At 65.2% G+C, this 18,259-nt stretch carries 22 protein-coding genes; 20 read left to right on the top strand and 2 right to left on the bottom strand.

The annotated features are described in order from the left end of the window. Positions 1-310 precede the first annotated feature (310 nt). Positions 311-1,174: a hypothetical protein gene (locus M3C25_RS11680; RefSeq protein ID WP_102161466.1), complete on the top strand. Its 864-nt coding sequence runs from the start codon at positions 311-313 to the stop codon at positions 1,172-1,174. Here the strand turns inward: M3C25_RS11680 and M3C25_RS11675 are convergent. Both M3C25_RS11675 and M3C25_RS11670 read right to left on the bottom strand, forming a co-directional pair. Continuing rightward, positions 1,122-2,147, bottom strand: a complete 1,026-nt coding sequence (locus M3C25_RS11675; RefSeq protein WP_217007013.1) for a 6-phosphofructokinase — start codon at positions 2,145-2,147, stop codon at positions 1,122-1,124. The two genes, M3C25_RS11680 and M3C25_RS11675, sit on opposite strands and share 53 nt — an antisense overlap. 56 nt (positions 2,148-2,203) lie before the next feature. Further along, complete coding sequence (locus M3C25_RS11670) at positions 2,204-2,887, bottom strand: DUF1707 SHOCT-like domain-containing protein (RefSeq protein ID WP_102161470.1); 684 nt, start codon at positions 2,885-2,887, stop codon at positions 2,204-2,206. Positions 2,888-3,383: 496 nt separating this feature from the next. On the opposite strand from M3C25_RS11670, the gene rpsL reads away from it, so the two are divergent. The 19 genes from rpsL (at position 3,384) to rpsQ (ending at position 18,226) form a co-directional block, all read left to right on the top strand. Continuing rightward, on the top strand, positions 3,384-3,758 hold the full coding sequence (gene rpsL / locus M3C25_RS11665; RefSeq protein ID WP_102161472.1) for a 30S ribosomal protein S12: 375 nt from the start codon (positions 3,384-3,386) through the stop codon (positions 3,756-3,758). Further along, a complete protein-coding gene (rpsG, locus tag M3C25_RS11660; protein ID WP_102161474.1) occupies positions 3,758-4,228 on the top strand; it encodes a 30S ribosomal protein S7 in 471 nt (156 codons plus the stop codon). Before rpsL ends, rpsG begins: the two co-directional genes overlap by 1 nt. A 72-nt stretch (positions 4,229-4,300) precedes the next feature. Next, positions 4,301-6,406: an elongation factor G gene (fusA, locus tag M3C25_RS11655; RefSeq protein WP_102161476.1), complete on the top strand. Its 2,106-nt coding sequence runs from the start codon at positions 4,301-4,303 to the stop codon at positions 6,404-6,406. 99 nt (positions 6,407-6,505) lie between these two features. Further along, the gene (gene tuf / locus M3C25_RS11650; RefSeq protein ID WP_259856825.1) at positions 6,506-7,714 is read left to right on the top strand and encodes an elongation factor Tu; all 1,209 of its coding nucleotides are present in this window, start codon (positions 6,506-6,508) and stop codon (positions 7,712-7,714) included. Positions 7,715-7,967: 253 nt separating this feature from the next. Continuing rightward, positions 7,968-9,275: an extracellular solute-binding protein gene (locus tag M3C25_RS11645; protein WP_259856823.1), complete on the top strand. Its 1,308-nt coding sequence runs from the start codon at positions 7,968-7,970 to the stop codon at positions 9,273-9,275. Further along, positions 9,272-10,258: a carbohydrate ABC transporter permease gene (locus M3C25_RS11640; protein WP_375545130.1), complete on the top strand. Its 987-nt coding sequence runs from the start codon at positions 9,272-9,274 to the stop codon at positions 10,256-10,258. Before M3C25_RS11645 ends, M3C25_RS11640 begins: the two co-directional genes overlap by 4 nt. A gap of 3 nt (positions 10,259-10,261) precedes the next feature. After that, a complete protein-coding gene (locus M3C25_RS11635; protein ID WP_165884684.1) occupies positions 10,262-11,110 on the top strand; it encodes a carbohydrate ABC transporter permease in 849 nt (282 codons plus the stop codon). Between the two features lie 75 nt (positions 11,111-11,185). Continuing rightward, entirely contained in the window at positions 11,186-12,451 is a 1,266-nt protein-coding gene (locus tag M3C25_RS11630) for an ABC transporter ATP-binding protein (protein WP_102161483.1), read from the top strand. A gap of 424 nt (positions 12,452-12,875) precedes the next feature. Next, complete coding sequence (gene rpsJ / locus M3C25_RS11625; protein WP_009379191.1) at positions 12,876-13,184, top strand: 30S ribosomal protein S10; 309 nt, start codon at positions 12,876-12,878, stop codon at positions 13,182-13,184. A 9-nt stretch (positions 13,185-13,193) separates the two neighbouring features. Further along, positions 13,194-13,868: a 50S ribosomal protein L3 gene (gene rplC, locus M3C25_RS11620; protein WP_102161485.1), complete on the top strand. Its 675-nt coding sequence runs from the start codon at positions 13,194-13,196 to the stop codon at positions 13,866-13,868. 5 nt (positions 13,869-13,873) lie between these two features. After that, positions 13,874-14,551 (top strand): 50S ribosomal protein L4, encoded by a 678-nt coding sequence (rplD, locus tag M3C25_RS11615; RefSeq protein WP_102161487.1) that lies wholly within the window; start codon positions 13,874-13,876, stop codon positions 14,549-14,551. Further along, positions 14,548-14,847 (top strand): 50S ribosomal protein L23, encoded by a 300-nt coding sequence (gene rplW / locus M3C25_RS11610; protein WP_102161489.1) that lies wholly within the window; start codon positions 14,548-14,550, stop codon positions 14,845-14,847. Before rplD ends, rplW begins: the two co-directional genes overlap by 4 nt. Before the next feature lie 32 nt (positions 14,848-14,879). Beyond that, positions 14,880-15,716: a 50S ribosomal protein L2 gene (gene rplB, locus M3C25_RS11605; protein ID WP_102161491.1), complete on the top strand. Its 837-nt coding sequence runs from the start codon at positions 14,880-14,882 to the stop codon at positions 15,714-15,716. A 15-nt stretch (positions 15,717-15,731) separates the two neighbouring features. After that, complete coding sequence (gene rpsS / locus M3C25_RS11600) at positions 15,732-16,013, top strand: 30S ribosomal protein S19 (RefSeq protein ID WP_102161493.1); 282 nt, start codon at positions 15,732-15,734, stop codon at positions 16,011-16,013. 39 nt (positions 16,014-16,052) lie between these two features. Continuing rightward, a complete protein-coding gene (rplV, locus tag M3C25_RS11595; protein ID WP_259856821.1) occupies positions 16,053-16,436 on the top strand; it encodes a 50S ribosomal protein L22 in 384 nt (127 codons plus the stop codon). Further along, positions 16,436-17,257, top strand: a complete 822-nt coding sequence (gene rpsC / locus M3C25_RS11590) for a 30S ribosomal protein S3 (protein ID WP_102161498.1) — start codon at positions 16,436-16,438, stop codon at positions 17,255-17,257. The genes rplV and rpsC overlap by 1 nt, the downstream gene beginning before the upstream one ends. Before the next feature lie 2 nt (positions 17,258-17,259). Continuing rightward, the gene (gene rplP, locus M3C25_RS11585; RefSeq protein WP_102161500.1) at positions 17,260-17,676 is read left to right on the top strand and encodes a 50S ribosomal protein L16; all 417 of its coding nucleotides are present in this window, start codon (positions 17,260-17,262) and stop codon (positions 17,674-17,676) included. 2 nt (positions 17,677-17,678) lie between these two features. Beyond that, positions 17,679-17,930 (top strand): 50S ribosomal protein L29, encoded by a 252-nt coding sequence (gene rpmC, locus M3C25_RS11580; protein WP_102161503.1) that lies wholly within the window; start codon positions 17,679-17,681, stop codon positions 17,928-17,930. Next, the gene (gene rpsQ, locus M3C25_RS11575) at positions 17,930-18,226 is read left to right on the top strand and encodes a 30S ribosomal protein S17 (RefSeq protein ID WP_102161504.1); all 297 of its coding nucleotides are present in this window, start codon (positions 17,930-17,932) and stop codon (positions 18,224-18,226) included. The genes rpmC and rpsQ overlap by 1 nt, the downstream gene beginning before the upstream one ends. Positions 18,227-18,259 lie beyond the last annotated feature (33 nt).

Here is an 18,259-nt window from a genome sequence, read left to right as displayed (position 1 = left end):
CCCCCCGGCGCCCCCCCGCCCGCCGCTGCTGTGCAAATACCTGTGGACAGAGCGCATCATGCCCGGTCTCACGCGGTTCTGGTCCCCGTTCCCGAGGTGTGAGTCGTCGCTGCGCGTTCCGGCGGGCTACGTGTCGGTAACCGGCCTGCATGCCCAGCGTGATGGGGGAGAGAGGGCAGCGCGACGATCGCGTAACGGAGTCCGAGTAACCTCCTGCACATCTGTGGACATACCTGTGGACAGATCACGGAGTTTCCACAGACCGCGGCTGCCTCTGGTCATCGTGGGCCGTGGGCAGCAGGGTGACGGCATGGATACGACAACACTGCGCCGCCGGGAGCCGACAGCGATCACGCACACTGCAGCAGCTGTGCTGCCCGAGCCCCTCCCTCCCCTGGCACCCTCGGACGTCATCTCACATGAGACCGCCGCACGTCTGCACGGCATGCCTGTCCTCGGTGCCACAGGCGAGACGCCGCTGCACGTCTCGCATCCGCGCAGGGGAGCAGAATCGGCAATGCTGCGTCGCTGGCGGAATCCTGTGCTGCCGTGCGATCGCCTCACGATCGGCGATCTCCAGATCACCAGCCCGGCCCGCACGGTCATCGACCTGGCCCGCGACGTCGGCGTCATCGCCGGCGTGCTGGCTGCCGACCACCTGCTGCGCGGGGCGCACGACCAGGAGCACGCCCGGCGAGAGCTGCACACCGTGGCTGATTCGCAGCAGCGCCGCAACCGTTTCGCCCAGGTTCGGATGGTGCTCCACGCCGCCACCGGCGAGGCGGTGATACCGGCTGAATCGGTGCTGCTCGCCGTGCTGTGCGGGCTCGGATTCACCGGCTTCCGGCAGCACGTCGTGTTGCCGGGGGCCGAGGAGCCGGCCGCGGGAGCGGCAGTGTCGTTCCTCTTTCCCCGCCTGCGTGTCGTCGTTGACGTCAGCCGGACAGGGGAGAGCATGCAGTTGCTCGAATCCGCCTATGAGTCGATCAGCGCACTCGGCTACGAGGTCGTGGCGTTCGATGCGCAGGAGCTGTTGGCGCTGGCATCAGATCCCGCGACAGCCGGCCAGCTGCAGGATCGGGTGGCGGCGCGACTGGCGCCCACCCTGCTGGCTGACGAGTTCAACCGAGCAGCACCTGGACTTCATCCCACCTGTGCTGTGGGACGAACTTGAGCCGGTCGACGGCCTCGGCCATCGGCACCCGGATGATGTCGGTGCCCGTCAGGCTTGCCATCTGACCCCAGCCGGCGTCGTGGCACAGGTCGACGGCGGCCATTCCGAGCCGGGTGGCGAGCACCCGGTCGTAGGCCGTCGGGGAGCCGCCGCGCTGCAAGTGGCCGAGCGTCACCGCGCGGGTCTCCAAGCCGGTGCGCTCTTCGATGATCGGGGCGAGGTGGTTGCCGATGCCGCCCAGGCGCACCCGGCCGTGCTTGTCGAGACCGGCCTCCGAGACCTGGTCGTCGAGATCCTCGGGCACGAAGCCCTCGGCGACGACGACGAGCGGGGCGCGTCCGCGATCCCAGGCCGAGCGAACCCATTCGCAGATCTGCTCGTAGCCGACCGGGAACTCCGGGATGAGGATGGCGTGCGCGCCACCGGCCATGCCCGACTGCAATGCGATCCAGCCGACGTTGCGTCCCATGACCTCGAGCACCATGCAGCGGTGGTGGCTTTCGGCTGTCGTGCGCAGTCGGTCGATCGCCTCGGTGGCGATCTCCTGTGCGGTGTCGAACCCGAAGGTGTAGTCGGTGTTGTCGAGGTCGTTGTCAATCGTCTTCGGCACGCCGACGACCGGCAGCCCCTCGTCATCTGCCAGCCGCGAGGCGCCGGCCAGCGTGCCCTCACCGCCGATCGCGATGACGGCGTCGATGCCGCGCTCGGCCATCACTTCGCGCATCCGCTCCGGCCCTCCGCCTGAGTACGGGTGCGTGCGGGAGGTTCCGAGGATAGTGCCGCCGCGGGCGCCGATGCCGCGGACGTCGACCATGTGCAGCGGATGGATGTCGTCTTCCAGCAGCCCGCGCCAGCCGTCGCGGATCGCGGAGAAGCTGTAACCGTACTGGCGGATGCCCTTGCGCACGGCCCCGCGGATGACCGCGTTGAGACCGGGGCAGTCGCCGCCGGAGGTCAGAATGCCGATGTTCACTGAGAGTCCTCTCGGGTCGGTGTCAGGTTCGGGATGAGATCAGATACCGGGGCCACTCAGCGGTTTTCGGGAGTCCAGTTCGGGTCGAGCTTGACGTCGTGGCCGGCCATGAGGTTGAAGCCGTCGAGGATGAGGGTGCCGTTGGAGCCGTCGCCCTGGGCGTTGCGGGCGATGTCGTTGCCGGCGAGGAAGTTGACCGTGTTGTCGATGATCCTGACCCCGCCCGGCACGTAGATGTCATGCCCGGCCATGACCGAGATGTTCGTCAGCTTGAGCTCGACGCCGGGACCCATCACCTCGTGCAGGTAGATCTCGCTGCCGCCCATAAGCGCATACGTCTCGACCTTCGAGGTGCCGGCGACGATCGTCTTCGCTGAGCCCCCGAGCACCGCGACGTCGTACACGGGCTTGCCGGTGCCGGGCTTGGCCGGCGGGATGTGCTTGCGGCGGTGCGCCACCGCCGTGCCCGAGGCAGAGGGCCCGGGATCGATTCCGGCCTCGGCGCGCAGCCGGGCGACGAGCTCATCGCCTTCGGGCAGATCGTCGATGAGCTCGGGGAGCTCAGCGAGGAACTTCGTTGCCATCGTCGCCTCCTGCCGCTCATCGAGCTCCGTGGGGTCGAGCCGGCCGGAGGCGTGGGCGGAGGAGAGGACGTCGAGGACGGCGTCGCGGTCCTGATCACTGGCGCGCAGCTTGCGGGGCCGGTCGCTGTCGCCGGCGCGGGGTACGAGGTCGGACATGTGCCCAGCATAACCAAGCCCGGCGAACGGAACGTGACCTGCGCGTAACGCCGGCGGCTGCGGTGTCTGTGGCGCAGCCCACTGCCTCTCCGGAAGTGGAATCCCCGCGCGGAACCTGGCGTTGAGGTCGTTTTGACCGGCGGCGCCGCCACCGTCTAGGCTGTACTGTGACTGATTGTGATCAGATCGTGTCCGCATGCGCGCACGAGGCTGTGTCACCCGCTCCGCACCGGGTGACGAGGAGCAGCCGCGGGCGGTGTCATGCAGGCCGCAAGGCCCCATCGGTTCTCTGACTGGCTGTTTCGGCAGCTCGACAAGGGCGCCCTGCCATCATGGCACATCCGGTTCCGGATGCAGCGGGGACTCGCGGGGGACTGGGGACGGGCAGGCAGCTTCACCCGCTCCCAGCAGGACATGTCCGAGGGTGCGGACGGCACAGCAGGCGCTGTGATCGCCATCGGACTTAGGTATATCGAGAAGCATCGGAGAATATTCAGTGCCTACAATCCAGCAGCTGGTCCGCAAGGGCCGGCACGACAAGGCCGCGAAGAACGCGACGCCTGCCCTCAAGGGCAGCCCGCAGCGCCGCGGCGTGTGCACGCGTGTGTACACCACCACTCCCAAGAAGCCGAACTCGGCACTGCGCAAGGTCGCACGTGTCAAGCTCTCCAGCCAGATCGAGGTGACCGCCTACATTCCGGGCGAGGGCCACAACCTGCAGGAGCACTCGATCGTGCTGGTCCGCGGAGGCCGCGTCAAGGACCTCCCCGGCGTGCGCTACAAGATCGTGCGCGGATCGCTCGACACCCAGGGTGTCAAGGGCCGCCAGCAGGCACGCAGCCGTTACGGAGCCAAGAGGGAGAAGAAGTAATGCCACGTAAGGGTCCCGCCCCCAAGCGACCGGTCGGCATCGACCCGGTCTACCACTCGCCGCTGGTCACCCAGCTCATCAACAAGGTGCTCCTCGACGGCAAGCGCTCCACCGCTGAGCGCATCGTCTACGGCGCCCTCGAAGCCGCCGCTGAGAAGGCCAACACCGACGCGGTTTCGCTGCTCAAGAAGGCCCTGGACAACATCCGCCCGGCGCTCGAGGTCCGCTCGCGCCGTGTCGGCGGTGCGACCTACCAGGTGCCGGTCGAGGTGCGTGCAGCGCGCTCGACCACCCTCGCTCTGCGGTGGCTCGTCGGCTTCGCCCGGCAGCGCCGTGAAAAGACCATGACCGATCGCCTCCAGAACGAGATCCTGGATGCGAGCAACGGTCTGGGCGCCGCTGTGAAGCGCCGCGAGGACATGCACAAGATGGCCGAGTCCAACAAGGCCTTCGCCCACTACCGCTGGTAAGCGACGCTGGGCCGGACCGGTGCGATCTGGTCCGGCCAGCTGTCCAACTCAACGAGACGGAAGAGAGACACCGTGGCACTCGACGTGCTGACTGACCTCAAGAAGGTCCGCAACATCGGCATCATGGCTCACATCGATGCCGGTAAGACCACCACCACCGAACGCATCCTGTTCTACACCGGTGTGAACTACAAGCTCGGCGAGACCCACGACGGCGCCTCGACGATGGACTGGATGGAGCAGGAGCAGGAGCGCGGCATCACGATCACCTCGGCTGCCACCACCTGCTACTGGGAAGATAACCAGATCAACATCATCGACACCCCGGGCCACGTCGACTTCACCGTCGAGGTGGAGCGCTCGCTGCGCGTGCTCGACGGTGCCGTTGCCGTGTTCGACGGCAAGGAAGGCGTTGAGCCGCAGTCTGAGACCGTGTGGCGTCAGGCTGACAAGTACGACGTTCCGCGCGTGTGCTTCGTCAACAAGATGGACAAGCTCGGTGCCGACTTCGACTTCACCGTCAAGACCATCCGTGAGCGCCTCGGCGCCAAGCCGCTGGTCATCCAGCTGCCGATCGGTGCTGAGTCCGACTTCCGTGCTGTCATCGACCTCGTTGAGATGAAGGCCTGGGAATGGCCCGACGAGTCGAAGATGGGCCAGGACATGGTCGAGATCGAGATCCCCGAGGAGCTCAAGGCACGCGCCGAGGAGATGCGCGCGAACCTCATGGAGGATGTCGCTGAGGCCAGCGAAGAGCTCATGGACAGGTACCTCGAAGAGGGCGAGCTCACCATCGACGAGCTCAAGGCCGGCATCCGCCAGCTGACCATCTCCTCTGAGGCGTTCCCGGTGATGTGCGGTTCGGCGTTCAAGAACAAGGGCATCCAGCTCGTGCTCAACGCCGTCATCGACTACCTCCCGAGCCCGCTCGACGTCCCGGCTGTTGAAGGCTATGCCCCCGGCAAGGAGGACGAGGTCGTTACCCGCGAACCGCGCAAGGACGGACCGTTCGCCGGTCTGGCCTTCAAGGTCGCCAGCCACCCGTTCTTCGGAACGCTGACTTACGTCCGCGTGTACTCCGGAACCGTGAAGTCGGGTGAGCAGGTGCTCAACACGACCAGCGGCAAGAAGGAGCGCGTCGGCAAGATGTTCCAGATGCACTCGAACAAGGAGAACCCTGTCGAGGAAGCAGTCGCCGGACACATCTATGCCTTCATCGGCCTCAAGGAGACCACCACCGGCGACACCCTGTGCGACCCGCAGCAGCCGGTCGTGCTCGAGTCGATGTCCTTCCCGGAGCCCGTCATCTTCGTCTCCATCGAGCCGAAGACCAAGGGCGACCAGGAGAAGCTCTCGACCGCGATCCAGAAGCTGGTCAAGGAGGATCCGACCTTCACCGTCAACCTCAATGAGGAGACGGGACAGACCGAGATCGGCGGCATGGGCGAGCTGCACCTCGATGTGTTCGTCGACCGTATGAAGCGCGAATTCAAGGTCGAGGCCAACATCGGCAAGCCGCAGGTCGCCTATCGCGAGACCATCCGCCGCAAGGTGGAGAAGGCCGACTACACGCACAAGAAGCAGACTGGCGGTTCCGGCCAGTTCGCCAAGGTGCAGGTCACCATTGAGCCCATGGAGGTCACTGGCGACCAGATCTACGAATTCGAGAATGCCATCACCGGCGGCCGCGTGCCGCGCGAGTACATCCCGAGCGTCGACCAGGGCATCCAGGATGCCATGCAGATGGGCGTGCTGGCCGGCTACCCGCTGGTCGGCATCAAGGCCACCCTTGTGGACGGCCAGTACCACGATGTCGACTCCTCGGAGATGGCGTTCAAGATCGCCGGCTCGATGGTCCTCAAGGAGGCCGTCCAGAAGGCGAGCCCGGCTCTGCTCGAACCGCTCATGGAGGTCGAGGTGCGCACCCCTGAGGAATACATGGGTGACGTCATCGGCGACCTGAACTCGCGGCGCGGACAGATCCAGTCGATGGAGGATGCCACAGGCGTTAAGGTTGTCCGTGCGCATGTTCCGCTGTCGGAGATGTTCGGCTACATCGGCGACCTGCGGTCGAAGACCCAGGGTCGTGCCATGTACTCGATGCAGTTCCATAGCTATGCGGAGGTCCCGAAGGCTGTCGCCGACGAGATCATCCAGAAGACCCGCGGCGAAGAGTAATCTCGCCCGTTGCTGCTGGCGCCAGCCGGCAGCTGTCAACAACAGAAGAGGCGCGGGACATGAACCGCATGTCCCGAACCAACCACGAGGAGGAACCCAGTGGCAAAGGCTAGTTTCGACAGGACTAAGCCGCACGTCAACATCGGTACCATTGGTCACGTTGACCACGGTAAGACGACTCTGACCGCGGCTATCACGAACGTTCTGGCAAACAAGTACCCGGACCTGAACCAGGCTCAGGCCTTCGACCAGGTCGACAACGCGCCGGAAGAGAAGCAGCGCGGCATCACCATCAACGTCTCGCACGTTGAGTACGAGACCGAGAAGCGTCACTACGCACACGTCGACGCCCCGGGCCACGCTGACTACATCAAGAACATGATCACCGGTGCCGCTCAGATGGACGGCGCGATCCTCGTGATCGCCGCCACCGACGGCATCATGGCGCAGACCCGCGAGCACGTCCTGCTCGCTCGCCAGGTCAACGTTCCGTACCTGCTCGTCGCTCTCAACAAGACCGACGCCGCACTCGCTGAGTACGGCGACGACGCTGATGAGATGCTCGAGCTCGTCGAGATGGAGATCCGCGACCTGCTCGGTTCGCAGGACTTCGACGAGGACGCCCCGATCGTCCGCGTCTCGGCTCTCAAGGCTCTCGAAGGCGACCCGGAGTGGGTCAAGACCGTCGAGGACCTCATGGACGCCGTCGACGAGAACGTTCCGGAGCCGGAGCGCGACATCGACAAGCCGTTCCTCATGCCTGTCGAGGACGTCTTCACCATCACCGGCCGCGGCACCGTCGTGACCGGTCGTGTGGAGCGCGGCGTGCTGCTGCCGAACGAGGAAATCGAGATCGTCGGCATCAAGCCGCAGTCGCAGAAGACCACCGTCACCGCCATCGAGATGTTCCGCAAGACCCTGCCGGACGCTCGCGCCGGTGAGAACGTCGGCCTCCTGCTCCGCGGCACCAAGCGCGAGGACGTCGAGCGCGGCCAGGTCATCTGCAAGCCGGGCTCGATCACCCCGCACACGAAGTTCAAGGGCCAGGTCTACATCCTGCAGAAGGAAGAGGGCGGACGTCACAACCCGTTCTACTCCAACTACCGCCCGCAGTTCTACTTCCGTACCACCGACGTCACCGGCGTCATCGAGCTGCCGGAAGGCACCGAGATGGTCATGCCGGGCGACAACGTTGAGATGACCGTTGAGCTCATCCAGCCGATCGCTATGGAAGAGGGCCTGCGCTTCGCCATCCGCGAGGGCGGCCGCACCGTCGGCGCCGGCCGTGTCACCGAGATCATCGCCTGATCACTGATCAGCTGATGTGATCGACACACGATCACACTGAAGCCCCGGGAGTCATTCCGACTCCCGGGGCTTCGTGCATCCAGCGCCCTCATCTGGTCTTCTGGTCGGCTCTTCCCACGCGTTCGCCGATTCTCCGCTAAGGTGAGACCAGGATTGTGATGTGTCTTGCAGGATTCCTCAATGCACCGCACAGGGCTGCACGGCACCGGCGAGGTTCGCAAGAACCGCGAGACGGAAGGCTGGAGGAGCGCTGATGACGGATCCATCCCGCCGCCGCAGGACCCGGCTGCTGGCCGGAGCGGCGATGGCGACAGCGACGCTCATGGCCCTCAGCGGCTGCGGCACGCAGGAGGACGCGAAGACGCTGACGTGGTACATCGACCCTGACAACGGCGGCAAGGCGGCGATGGCCGAAGCCTGCACCGAGGCCTCCGGGGGCAAGTACACGATCCAGACCTCGATGCTGCCCAGCGACGCAGCCGGTCAGCGCGAGCAGCTCATCCGAAGGCTCGCCTCCAAAGACAACTCGATCGACATCATGAGCATCGACACCGTCTACGTGCCCGAGTTCGCCAACGCCGGCTTCATCGCCCCGGTGCCCGAGGAGTACGTCGACGAATTCACCGACGACGTCGTCGAGGCGGCAGTCGAGTCCTCGATGTGGGAGGACCAGCTCGTCGTCGCCCCCGTCCAGGCCAACACCCAGATCCTGTGGTACCGCAAATCCGTCGCCGAGGCGGCCGGCCTCGACATGTCCAAGCCGGTGACCTGGGATCAGATCATCGAAGCTGCCAAGGACCAGGACAAGGAGATCGGCGCCCAGGGCATCCGCGCCGAATCCCTGACCGTGTGGGTCAACGCGCTGTACGAATCCCAGGGCGAGCCGATCATCAAGGATCCCGAAGCCGAACCCGAGGACACCGAACTCGGACTCGACTCCCCAGCTGGGGAGAAGGCTGCAGAGATCGTCGACACGATCGGGTCTGAGGGCCTGGGCGGACCGAACTTCTCCAACCTCGACGAGCAGGGCGCTATGCTGCGCTTCCAAGGGGAGAACGGCGGATTCATGGTCAACTGGCCCTTCGTCTACCCAGCCATGAAGGCCGCCGTCGAGGACGGCAGCCTCGACCAGGAGGTCTTCGACGACGTCGGCTGGGCGCAGTACCCCGCCGTCGAAGAGGGTACGCCGGGAGCCGCACCGCTCGGCGGCGGCAAGCTCGCCGTCGGCGCGTTCTCCGACCACCAGGACGAAGCCTTCGAAGCGATCAGCTGCATCCGTGAGACGGAGAAGCAGTCCGAGTACTACATCACCGACGGACTGCCGCCGGCCACCCGCGCCGCCTTCGACGATCCGAAGGTGCAGGAGGAGGCCCCGTACTCGGATGCGATCCTCGACTCGCTCGAAGTGGCGAAGTCCCGGCCGATCTCGCCGTACTACAACGGCATCACCGGCGGCATCCAGCGATCCTGGCACCCGCCGGCTGACGTCAGCCCCCAGAGCACACCGAAGACCTCAGCCGATCTCATCCTCGAGATCCTGCGTGGAGAGGCGCTGCTGTGACCAACGACGACACACACCTGCTCACGACCTCCAAGACCGAGGCGACGGACTCCGCTCCAGGACAGGGCGCCTCGGCGGCGGGCAAGAAGCAGTCCAAGGCGCACAAGTCCCAGCGAACGAAGGACGAGGCGCGCCTGGGCCTCCTGCTCGCCTGGCCGGCCGGAGCCGTGCTGCTGCTGGTGACCGGCTACCCGATCCTGCAGGCGGTCTACCAGTCCTTCTTCAACAAGCGGCTGACCGACCCGGACAACGCCTACTTCAACTGGGGCCTGAACTACGTCACCGTGCTGACCGACCCGCTGTGGTGGCAGACGCTCGGGTTCACCCTGCTCATCACCGTCTTCACCGTTGCCGTCGAGCTCGTGCTCGGCTTCGCGTTCGCCGTTGTCATGCTCAACGCGCTCAAGGCCATCCGTGGGCCGATCCGCACGATCATCCTCATCCCCTACGGCATCATCACCGTCGTCGCGGCGTTCTCCTGGAAGTACGCCTTCGACCTGGGCACCGGCTTCGTCGGCACCTGGCTGGGGATGGAGAGCTTCGACTGGTTCGGCAACTTCTGGTCCTCCTTCGCCGTCATCTCCCTGGCAGAGATCTGGAAGACCACCCCGTTCATCTCACTGCTCATGCTCGCCGGCCTCGCCCAGATCCCCGGCGACATGCTCGAAGCAGCCACCGTCGACGGCGCCAGCCGCTGGCAGCGCCTCGTGCGGGTGACCCTGCCGAACATGAAGGCCTCGATCATGGTCGCGCTCATGTTCCGCACCCTTGAGGCCTTCCGCATCTTCGACTCGGTGTTCGTTATGACCGAGGGCGCCAACGGGACGGCCACCGTGTCCTCGCTGGCGTATGACCAGACGATCTCGCAGCTGCAGACCGGCCTCGGTTCGGCAGTGTCCGTGCTGCTGTTCATCGCCGTGGGCCTCATCTGCCTGCTGTTCATCAAGGGCTTCAACGTCAACCTCGGTGCAGGGAAGGAGTAGGACATGGATTCCGGCAAGAAGACACCGCTGGCCACCGTCGGCTGGATCGCCGCCTTCATCCTCATCGGGCTGTGGGCGCTGTTCCCGGTGGTGTGGACCCTGTCGCTGTCGCTCAAGAGCTCAGCTGACATCTCCAACCGCCAGTTCTGGCCTACGGAGATCAGCTGGGAGAACTACGACCTCATCATCAACGGGGCGGCACGCGACCTGTTCCTGCCGGCGCTGCGCAACTCGATCGCGATCTGCCTCATCGCCACGCTCATCGCCGTCATCCTCTCCACCCTGGCCGCCTACGCGATCGCCCGGCTGGAATTCCCCGGCAAGCGGTTCGTCCTCTACATGTCACTGGCGGTCACGGTCTTCCCGGTCATCTCGCTGGTCACCCCGCTGTTCAACCTGTGGTCGGTCGTCGGGCTCTACGACACCTGGCTGGGCCTCATCATCCCGTACCTGTCGCTGACCCTGCCGATCTCGATCTGGACGCTGACCTCGTTCTTCCAGCAGATCCCGTGGGAACTCGAGCAGGCCGCCCAGGTCGACGGTGCGAAGTCTTTCCAGGCCTTCCGCAAGGTCATCGTCCCACTGGCTGCCCCCGGCGTGTTCACGACTGCGATCATCGCGTTCTTCATCGCCTGGAACGACTTCCTCTACGGCATCTCGCTGACCTCGACCTCAGCGGCCCGCCCGGTCCCGGCGGCGCTGTCGTTCTTCACCGGCGCCAGCCAGTTCGAGGAGCCGGCCGGTGCGATCGCCGCGGCCGCGATCGTCGTGACCATCCCGGTCATCATCATCGTCCTCGTCTTCCAGCGCCAGATCGTCTCCGGCCTGACCTCGGGTGCGGTGAAGGGATGACCCGCACCACCACCTCGGCAGCGGCCGACGACCGCGCGGCACTCACAGCTTCGGCACCCCATTCAGGAGATCAAGATGGCTGAAATCGAACTCAAGAACATCGTCAAGCGCTACGGCGACGGCTTCCCGGCCGTCAACGACGTGTCGCTGAGCATCGACAACGGCGAGTTCGTCATCCTCGTCGGCCCCTCCGGCTCCGGCAAGTCGACCCTGCTGCGGATGATCGTCGGCCTGGAGGACATCACCGAAGGCGACCTGTTCATCGACGGCAAGCGGGTCAACGACCTGCCGCCGCGCGACCGCGACCTGTCGATGGTGTTCCAGAACTACGCCCTGTACCCGCACCTGACGGTGTACGAGAACATCGCCTTCCCGCTGCGGCTGAACAAGGAGCACTACGACGAGAACGAGGTGAGCGCGCGCGTCGAGCGCGCGGCGAAGATGCTCGAACTCGGCGAGCACCTGCAGCGCAAGCCGGCCAACCTCTCCGGCGGCCAGCGCCAGCGTGTGGCGATGGGCCGGGCGATCGTCCGCGATGCCAAGGCGTTCCTGTTCGATGAGCCGCTGTCGAACCTCGATGCGAAGCTGCGCGGCCAGATGCGCACGGAGATCGCGCGCATGCAGCGCCAGCTCGGCGTCACCACCGTCTACGTCACCCACGACCAGACCGAGGCGATGACGCTCGGCGACAAGGTCGCCGTCCTCAAGCGCGGCGCACTCCAGCAGTACGCCAGCCCGCAGGAGCTCTACCGCGAGCCGCTCAATCTCTTCGTCGCCGGCTTCATCGGCTCCCCGTCGATGAACTTCCTGCCCGTCGAGTACGTCGACGGCCGCCTCAGCTCGCCGTTCGGCGACTTCGAGCTGCCGGGCAAGCGGGCCAAGGGCCTGAAGGATGCCCCGCAGCTGCTCATCGCCGGCATCCGGCCCGAGGCCTTCCGCGATGCCACCCTGATGGACGCCGATGAGCGCGACCGCGGTGCCGTCATCACCGCGAAGGTCGACGTCACCGAATGGCTGGGCAACGAGATCTACGCCTACCTGCCCTTTGAGCCCAAGCCCGAGGTGCAGGAGGCACTCGACGAACTCGACCGCGACCTCGACGGCGAGGGCATGCGCCCGCAGGTCGTCGCCGCGCTCGAACCGAGCTCGCAGGTCCGTGAGGGCGATGACGTCGAGCTGTGGTTCGACCCGGCTGATGTCATGGTCTTCAACCCCGAGACAGGAGAGAACCTCACCCGCGATGAGGACCGCGCCCGCGAGATCAGCAAGCGCGTCGAGGAGCAGCGCAAGCGCGCACTCGAGCGCGCGCAGTCCGAAGAGGGCTCGATCGTCTCGAACTGACCTGCAGCCGGCCTCGGCTGCCAACGCGTGAGCGCACCCGGTATCGTGCCGGGTGCGCTTCGCTGTCCGCGCCCGAGGTGTGACGCGCCTGCGTGCGGAAGCTCACGCGGCGCTGCCCGGTGTGGTAGGGTGCCCGATTTGCCTCCCGGTGAGCGCTGTGACAGTATAGACAAGTTGCGTTTTGGGCAGATGACCCCTGCACTGCGGCCGCTGTGCCGCGAACAGCCCAGAATCGACCGGAAGAATCTGGATGATCCGGGTTCGCTTGCACCGGGCAGCCATTTGATGAATGCGCGTACGTTCAGCCGGAAGGCAAAGACGACACGCCCGACCTCGGGGGTCGGTCACAGCAAGCCGGCGCAGACCATGCGATCCGTACGGACCATGGTTGATGGCCGGAGGACCAACAGAAAGAGACGAAGCCATGGCGGGACAGAAGATCCGCATTCGGCTCAAGTCGTACGACCACGCCGTCATCGACAGTGCAGCACGCAAGATCGTGGACACTGTGACGCGCGCGGGAGCTACGGTTGTGGGCCCAGTGCCGCTGCCGACGGAGAAGAACGTGTACTGCGTCATCCGTTCGCCGCACAAGTACAAGGACAGCCGCGAGCACTTCGAGATGCGCACCCACAAGCGCCTCATCGACATCGTTGACCCGACGCCGAAGGCCGTCGATTCGCTCATGCGCCTCGACCTTGCCGATGACGTCAACATCGAGATCAAGCTCTAAGGGGGAGTAATGGCCAACACCCGTTCACAGCCGCTCCCCACCACGCGTGCCGTCAAGGGCCTCATGGGCACCAAGCTAGGCATGACCCAGGTGTGGGACGAAAACGCCAACCTTGTTCCGGTCACTGTGGTCAAGGCTGACGCCAACGTCGTCACCCAGATCCGCAGCGAAGACGTCGACGGCTACTCGGCCGTCCAGCTCGGCTTCGGTGAGATCGACCCGCGCAAGGTCGACAAGCCGACCTCCGGCCACTTCGAGAAGGCCGGTGTCGCTCCGCGTCGCCACCTGGTCGAACTGCGCACCTCCGATGCTGCTGAGTATGAACTCGGCCAGGAGCTGGGCATCGACGTGTTCGAGGCCGGCGCCAAGGTCGACGTGACTGCCACCAGCAAGGGCAAGGGCACCGCTGGTGTCATGAAGCGCCACAACTTCGCCGGTGTCGGAGCCTCGCACGGCCAGCACCGCAACCACCGCAAGGCCGGCTCGATCGGCGGGGCTGCTACCCCCGGTCGCGTCTTCAAGGGCATGCGGATGGCCGGACGCATGGGCAATGTGCGCCGCACCACCCAGAACCTGACGATCCACGCTGTCGACACCGACAACAACCTGCTCCTCATCAAGGGCGCCGTCCCCGGCCCCAAGGGAGCAGTCGTGCTCGTTCGCTCCGCAGCGAAGGAGGCCTGAGAGAGATGACTGAAACCAAGACCATCGACGTCCTCGACGCCGCCGGCAAGAAGTCCGGATCCGCTGAGCTGCCCGCAGCAGTCTTCGGCATCCAGACCAATGTGCCGCTCATCCACCAGGTTGTGGTGGCTCAGATGGCTGCCGCACGTCAGGGCACCCACAAGACCAAGACCCGCGCTGAAGTGCGCGGCGGCGGCCGCAAGCCGTACCGCCAGAAGGGCACCGGCAACGCCCGCCAGGGTTCGATCCGCGCACCGCAGTACGCCGGCGGCGGCATCGTCCACGGCCCGGTGCCGCGTGACTACTCGCAGCGCACCCCCAAGAAGATGAAGGCCGCTGCCCTGCGCGGCGCCCTGTCCGACCGCGCCCGCCTCGACCAGATCTTCGTGGTCAGCGCTCTCGTCGACGGTGAGAAGCCCTCGACGAAGCAGGCACGCGCAGCCCTGGAGAACATCTCGACACGGCCGAACAAGCTCGTGGTGATCGAGCGCGGTGATGACCTCACCGAGCGCAGCGTGCGCAACCTGCCCAAGGTTCACGTGCTCACTGCCGAACAGCTCAACACCTACGACGTCCTCATGGCTGACGACATCGTCTTCACCGAAGCCGCTCTGCAGCGCTTCCTCGACATGTCGGCCGCTAAGAAGACCACGGCTGAGTCCGGTGAGGAGGAAGCCAAATGAGCGTCACGTTCAAGGACCCACGCGACATCATCATCGCGCCCGTCGTGTCTGAGAAGACCTACGCGCTGATGGACGAAGGCAAGTACACCTTCCTGGTGGACCCGCGTTCGAACAAGACTGAGATCAAGTACGCAATCGAATCGATCTTCGGTGTCAAGGTGGCATCGGTGAACACCCTCAACCGTGAGGGCAAGCGCCGCCGCACCCGCACCGGCTGGGGCAAGCGCAATGACACCAAGCGTGCCATCGTCGCCCTCAAGGAAGGTTCGATCGACATTTTCGGCGGATCGCTCTAAGAGCGGTCAGACCTGAAGAAGGATAGAGACTCATGGGAATCCGTAAGCACAAGCCGACGACCCCGGGCCGCCGCGGCTCATCGGTCGCCGACTTTGTAGAAGTGACCCGGTCTACGCCGGAGAAGTCGCTTCTGCGTCCGCTGCCCAAGAAGGGCGGACGCAACAGCCAGGGACGCATCACGACCCGCCACCAGGGCGGAGGCCACAAGCGCCAGTACCGTGTCATCGACTTCCGTCGCCATGACAAGGACGGCGTGCCGGCACGTGTTGCGCACATCGAATACGATCCGAACCGCACGGCTCGCATCGCGCTGCTGCACTACGCAGACGGGGAGAAGCGCTACATCATCGCCCCGGACAAGCTCAAGCAGAACGACCGCATCGAAGCCGGACCGTCGGCTGACATCAAGCCGGGCAACAACCTCGCACTGCGCAACATCCCGGTCGGTACCGTGGTCCACGCAGTCGAGCTGCGTCCGGGCGGCGGTGCGAAGATCGCCCGCTCCGCCGGCGCATCGGTTCAGCTCGTCGCCAAGTACGGCCCCTACGCTCAGCTGCGTATGCCGTCGGGCGAAATCCGCAACGTCGACGCCCGCTGCCGTGCCACGGTCGGCGAGGTCGGCAACGCCGAGCAGTCCAACATCAGCTGGGGCAAGGCCGGCCGTATGCGGTGGAAGGGCAAGCGCCCGACCGTCCGCGGTGTCGTCATGAACCCGGTGGACCACCCGCATGGTGGTGGCGAGGGCAAGACCTCCGGTGGCCGTCACCCGGTCAGCCCGTGGGGTCAGCCGGAAGGCCGTACCCGCCGCCCCAACAAGGAAAGCGACAAGCTCATCGTGCGTCGCCGCCGTACCGGCAAGAAGCGTTGATAGGGAGCCTGAAACATGCCTCGTAGTCTGAAAAAGGGCCCCTTCGTTGACGAGCACCTCTTCAAGAAGGTTGATGCTCAGAACGAAAAGGGCACCAAGAACGTCATCAAGACGTGGTCCCGTCGCTCGATGATCATCCCGGACTTCCTGGGACACACGATCGCCGTGCACGACGGACGCAAGCACGTTCCGGTGTTCATCACCGAATCCATGGTCGGGCACAAGCTCGGCGAATTCGCCCCGACGCGGACGTTCCGCGGCCACGACAAGGACGATCGGAAGGGCAAGCGCCGCTGAGGCGCTGCCTGACGATCGGCAGAGAGAAAGAAGGAAACGATGGAAGCCACGGCGAAAGCACGCTACCTGCGTGTCACGCCTCAGAAGGCTCGTCGCGTCGTTGACCTCATTCGTGGTCAGCAGGCGACCGAAGCCCTCGCGGTGCTGAAGTTTGCAGAGCAGTCGGCCTCCGAACCGATCTACAAGCTGGTCTCCTCCGGCATCGCCAATGCGCGTATCAAGGCAGACAAGCTCGGTGAGGCCTTCAACGAAGACGACCTGGTCATCTCCGAAGCATTCGTAGATGAAGGACCGATCATGAAGCGGTTCCGCCCGCGTGCCCAGGGGCGCGCCGGTCGCATCAACAAGCGCACCAGCCACATCACCGTGGTGCTCGCATCCGGTGATGACGCCAGCGCTGACGGACGGAAGGAAGACCGCTGATGGGCCAGAAGATCAATCCCAATGGATTCCGTCTCGGAATCACCACCGACCACAAGTCCAAGTGGTTCGCCGACTCGACCAAGCCGGGTCAGCGCTACAAGGACTACGTCGGTGAAGACGTCAAGATCCGCGCGATGCTCTCCGATGGACTCGAGCGCGCCGGCATCTCGAAGGTCAACATCGAGCGCACCCGCGACCGTGTGCGCGTCGACATCCACACCGCCCGCCCGGGCATCGTCATCGGGCGTCGCGGCGCGGAAGCCGACCGCATCCGCGGCAAGCTCGAGAAGCTGACCGGCAAGCAGATCCAGCTCAACATCCTCGAGGTCAAGAACCCCGAGATCGACGCACAGCTCGTCGCCCAGGGTGTTGCCGAGCAGCTCGCCAGCCGCGTGGCCTTCCGCCGCGCAATGCGCAAGGCGATCCAGTCGGCACAGCGCGCTGGAGCCAAGGGCATCCGCGTGCAGTGCTCGGGCCGCCTCGGCGGTGCTGAGATGAGCCGTTCGGAGTTCTACCGCGAAGGCCGTGTGCCGCTGCACACCCTGCGCGCGAACATCGACTTCGGCCTGTACGAAGCGCACACCACCTTCGGCCGCATCGGCGTGAAGGTCTGGATCTACAAGGGCGACATGACCGACAAGGAGCTCGCCGCACAGGAAGCTGCACAGCCGAGCCCCCGCGGAGGACGCGGTGGACGCGGCGGTCGCGGTGGACGCGGCGGTCGCGGTCGCGGCGGCGAACGTCGCAACGACGCCCAGCAGAAGAAGAACGACAACACTGCCGACGCAGCTCCGGCTGCACAGGCCGGATCGGAGGGCTGATCATGCTGATCCCTCGCCGAGTGAAATACCGCAAGCAGCACCACCCCAAGCGGCGTGGACTGGCGACCGGCGGCACGACCGTGGCGTTCGGTGACTACGGCATCCAGGCTCTCGAGCCGGCCTACGTCACCAACCGTCAGATCGAAGCTGCGCGTATCGCCATGACCCGTCACATCAAGCGTGGCGGCAAGGTCTGGATCAACATCTACCCGGACCGCCCGCTGACCAAGAAGCCGGCCGAAACCCGTATGGGTTCCGGTAAGGGCTCTCCGGAGTGGTGGGTTGCAAACGTCAAGCCGGGTCGCATCATGTTTGAGATCGCCGGCGTTTCGGAAGAAGTGGCACGCGAGGCCCTGCGCCTGGCCATCCACAAGCTTCCGCTCAAGGCTCGCATCGTGTCGCGTGAAGGTGGTGAATGACAATGGCGATCGGTTCCAAGGAACTCAACATGGACGCCCTCGACGGCTTCGACAATGACCGTCTTGTCGAAGAACTGAAGAAGGCCAAGGCCGAACTGTTCAACCTCCGGTTCCAGTCCGCCACTGGTCAGCTCGAAAGCCACGGACGCCTCAAGGCCGTCCGGCGCGACATCGCACGGATCTACACCGTGTTGCGTGAGCGCGAGCTCGAGATCCGCTCGAACCCGGCAGCTGCCAAGGAAGAGGATAAGTAATGGCCGAGCAGAAGACTCAGCCGGCACAGGCTGAAGCCGCTCCGGAACGCGGGTCGCGCAAGACCGCTCGCGGCTACGTCGTTTCGGACAAGATGAACAAGACCATCGTCGTCGAGGTCGAAGACCGCAAGATGCACCGCCTCTACGGCAAGATCATGCGCACGACGAGCAAGCTCAAGGCACACGACGAGGACAACACCGCCGGCATCGGCGACCTCGTCCGCATTGCCGAGACCCGTCCGCTGTCAGCCACCAAGCGCTGGCGTCTCGTTGAAATCATCGAGCGCGCCAAGTAAGATGGTGTGGTTTGCTCGTCGAGGCACCGGTTT

It is taken from the genome of Brevibacterium luteolum (genome assembly GCF_025147615.1).
Taxonomy (GTDB): Bacteria; Actinomycetota; Actinomycetes; order Actinomycetales; family Brevibacteriaceae; genus Brevibacterium; species Brevibacterium luteolum.
This window is presented reverse-complemented; position numbering and strand designations above follow the sequence as displayed.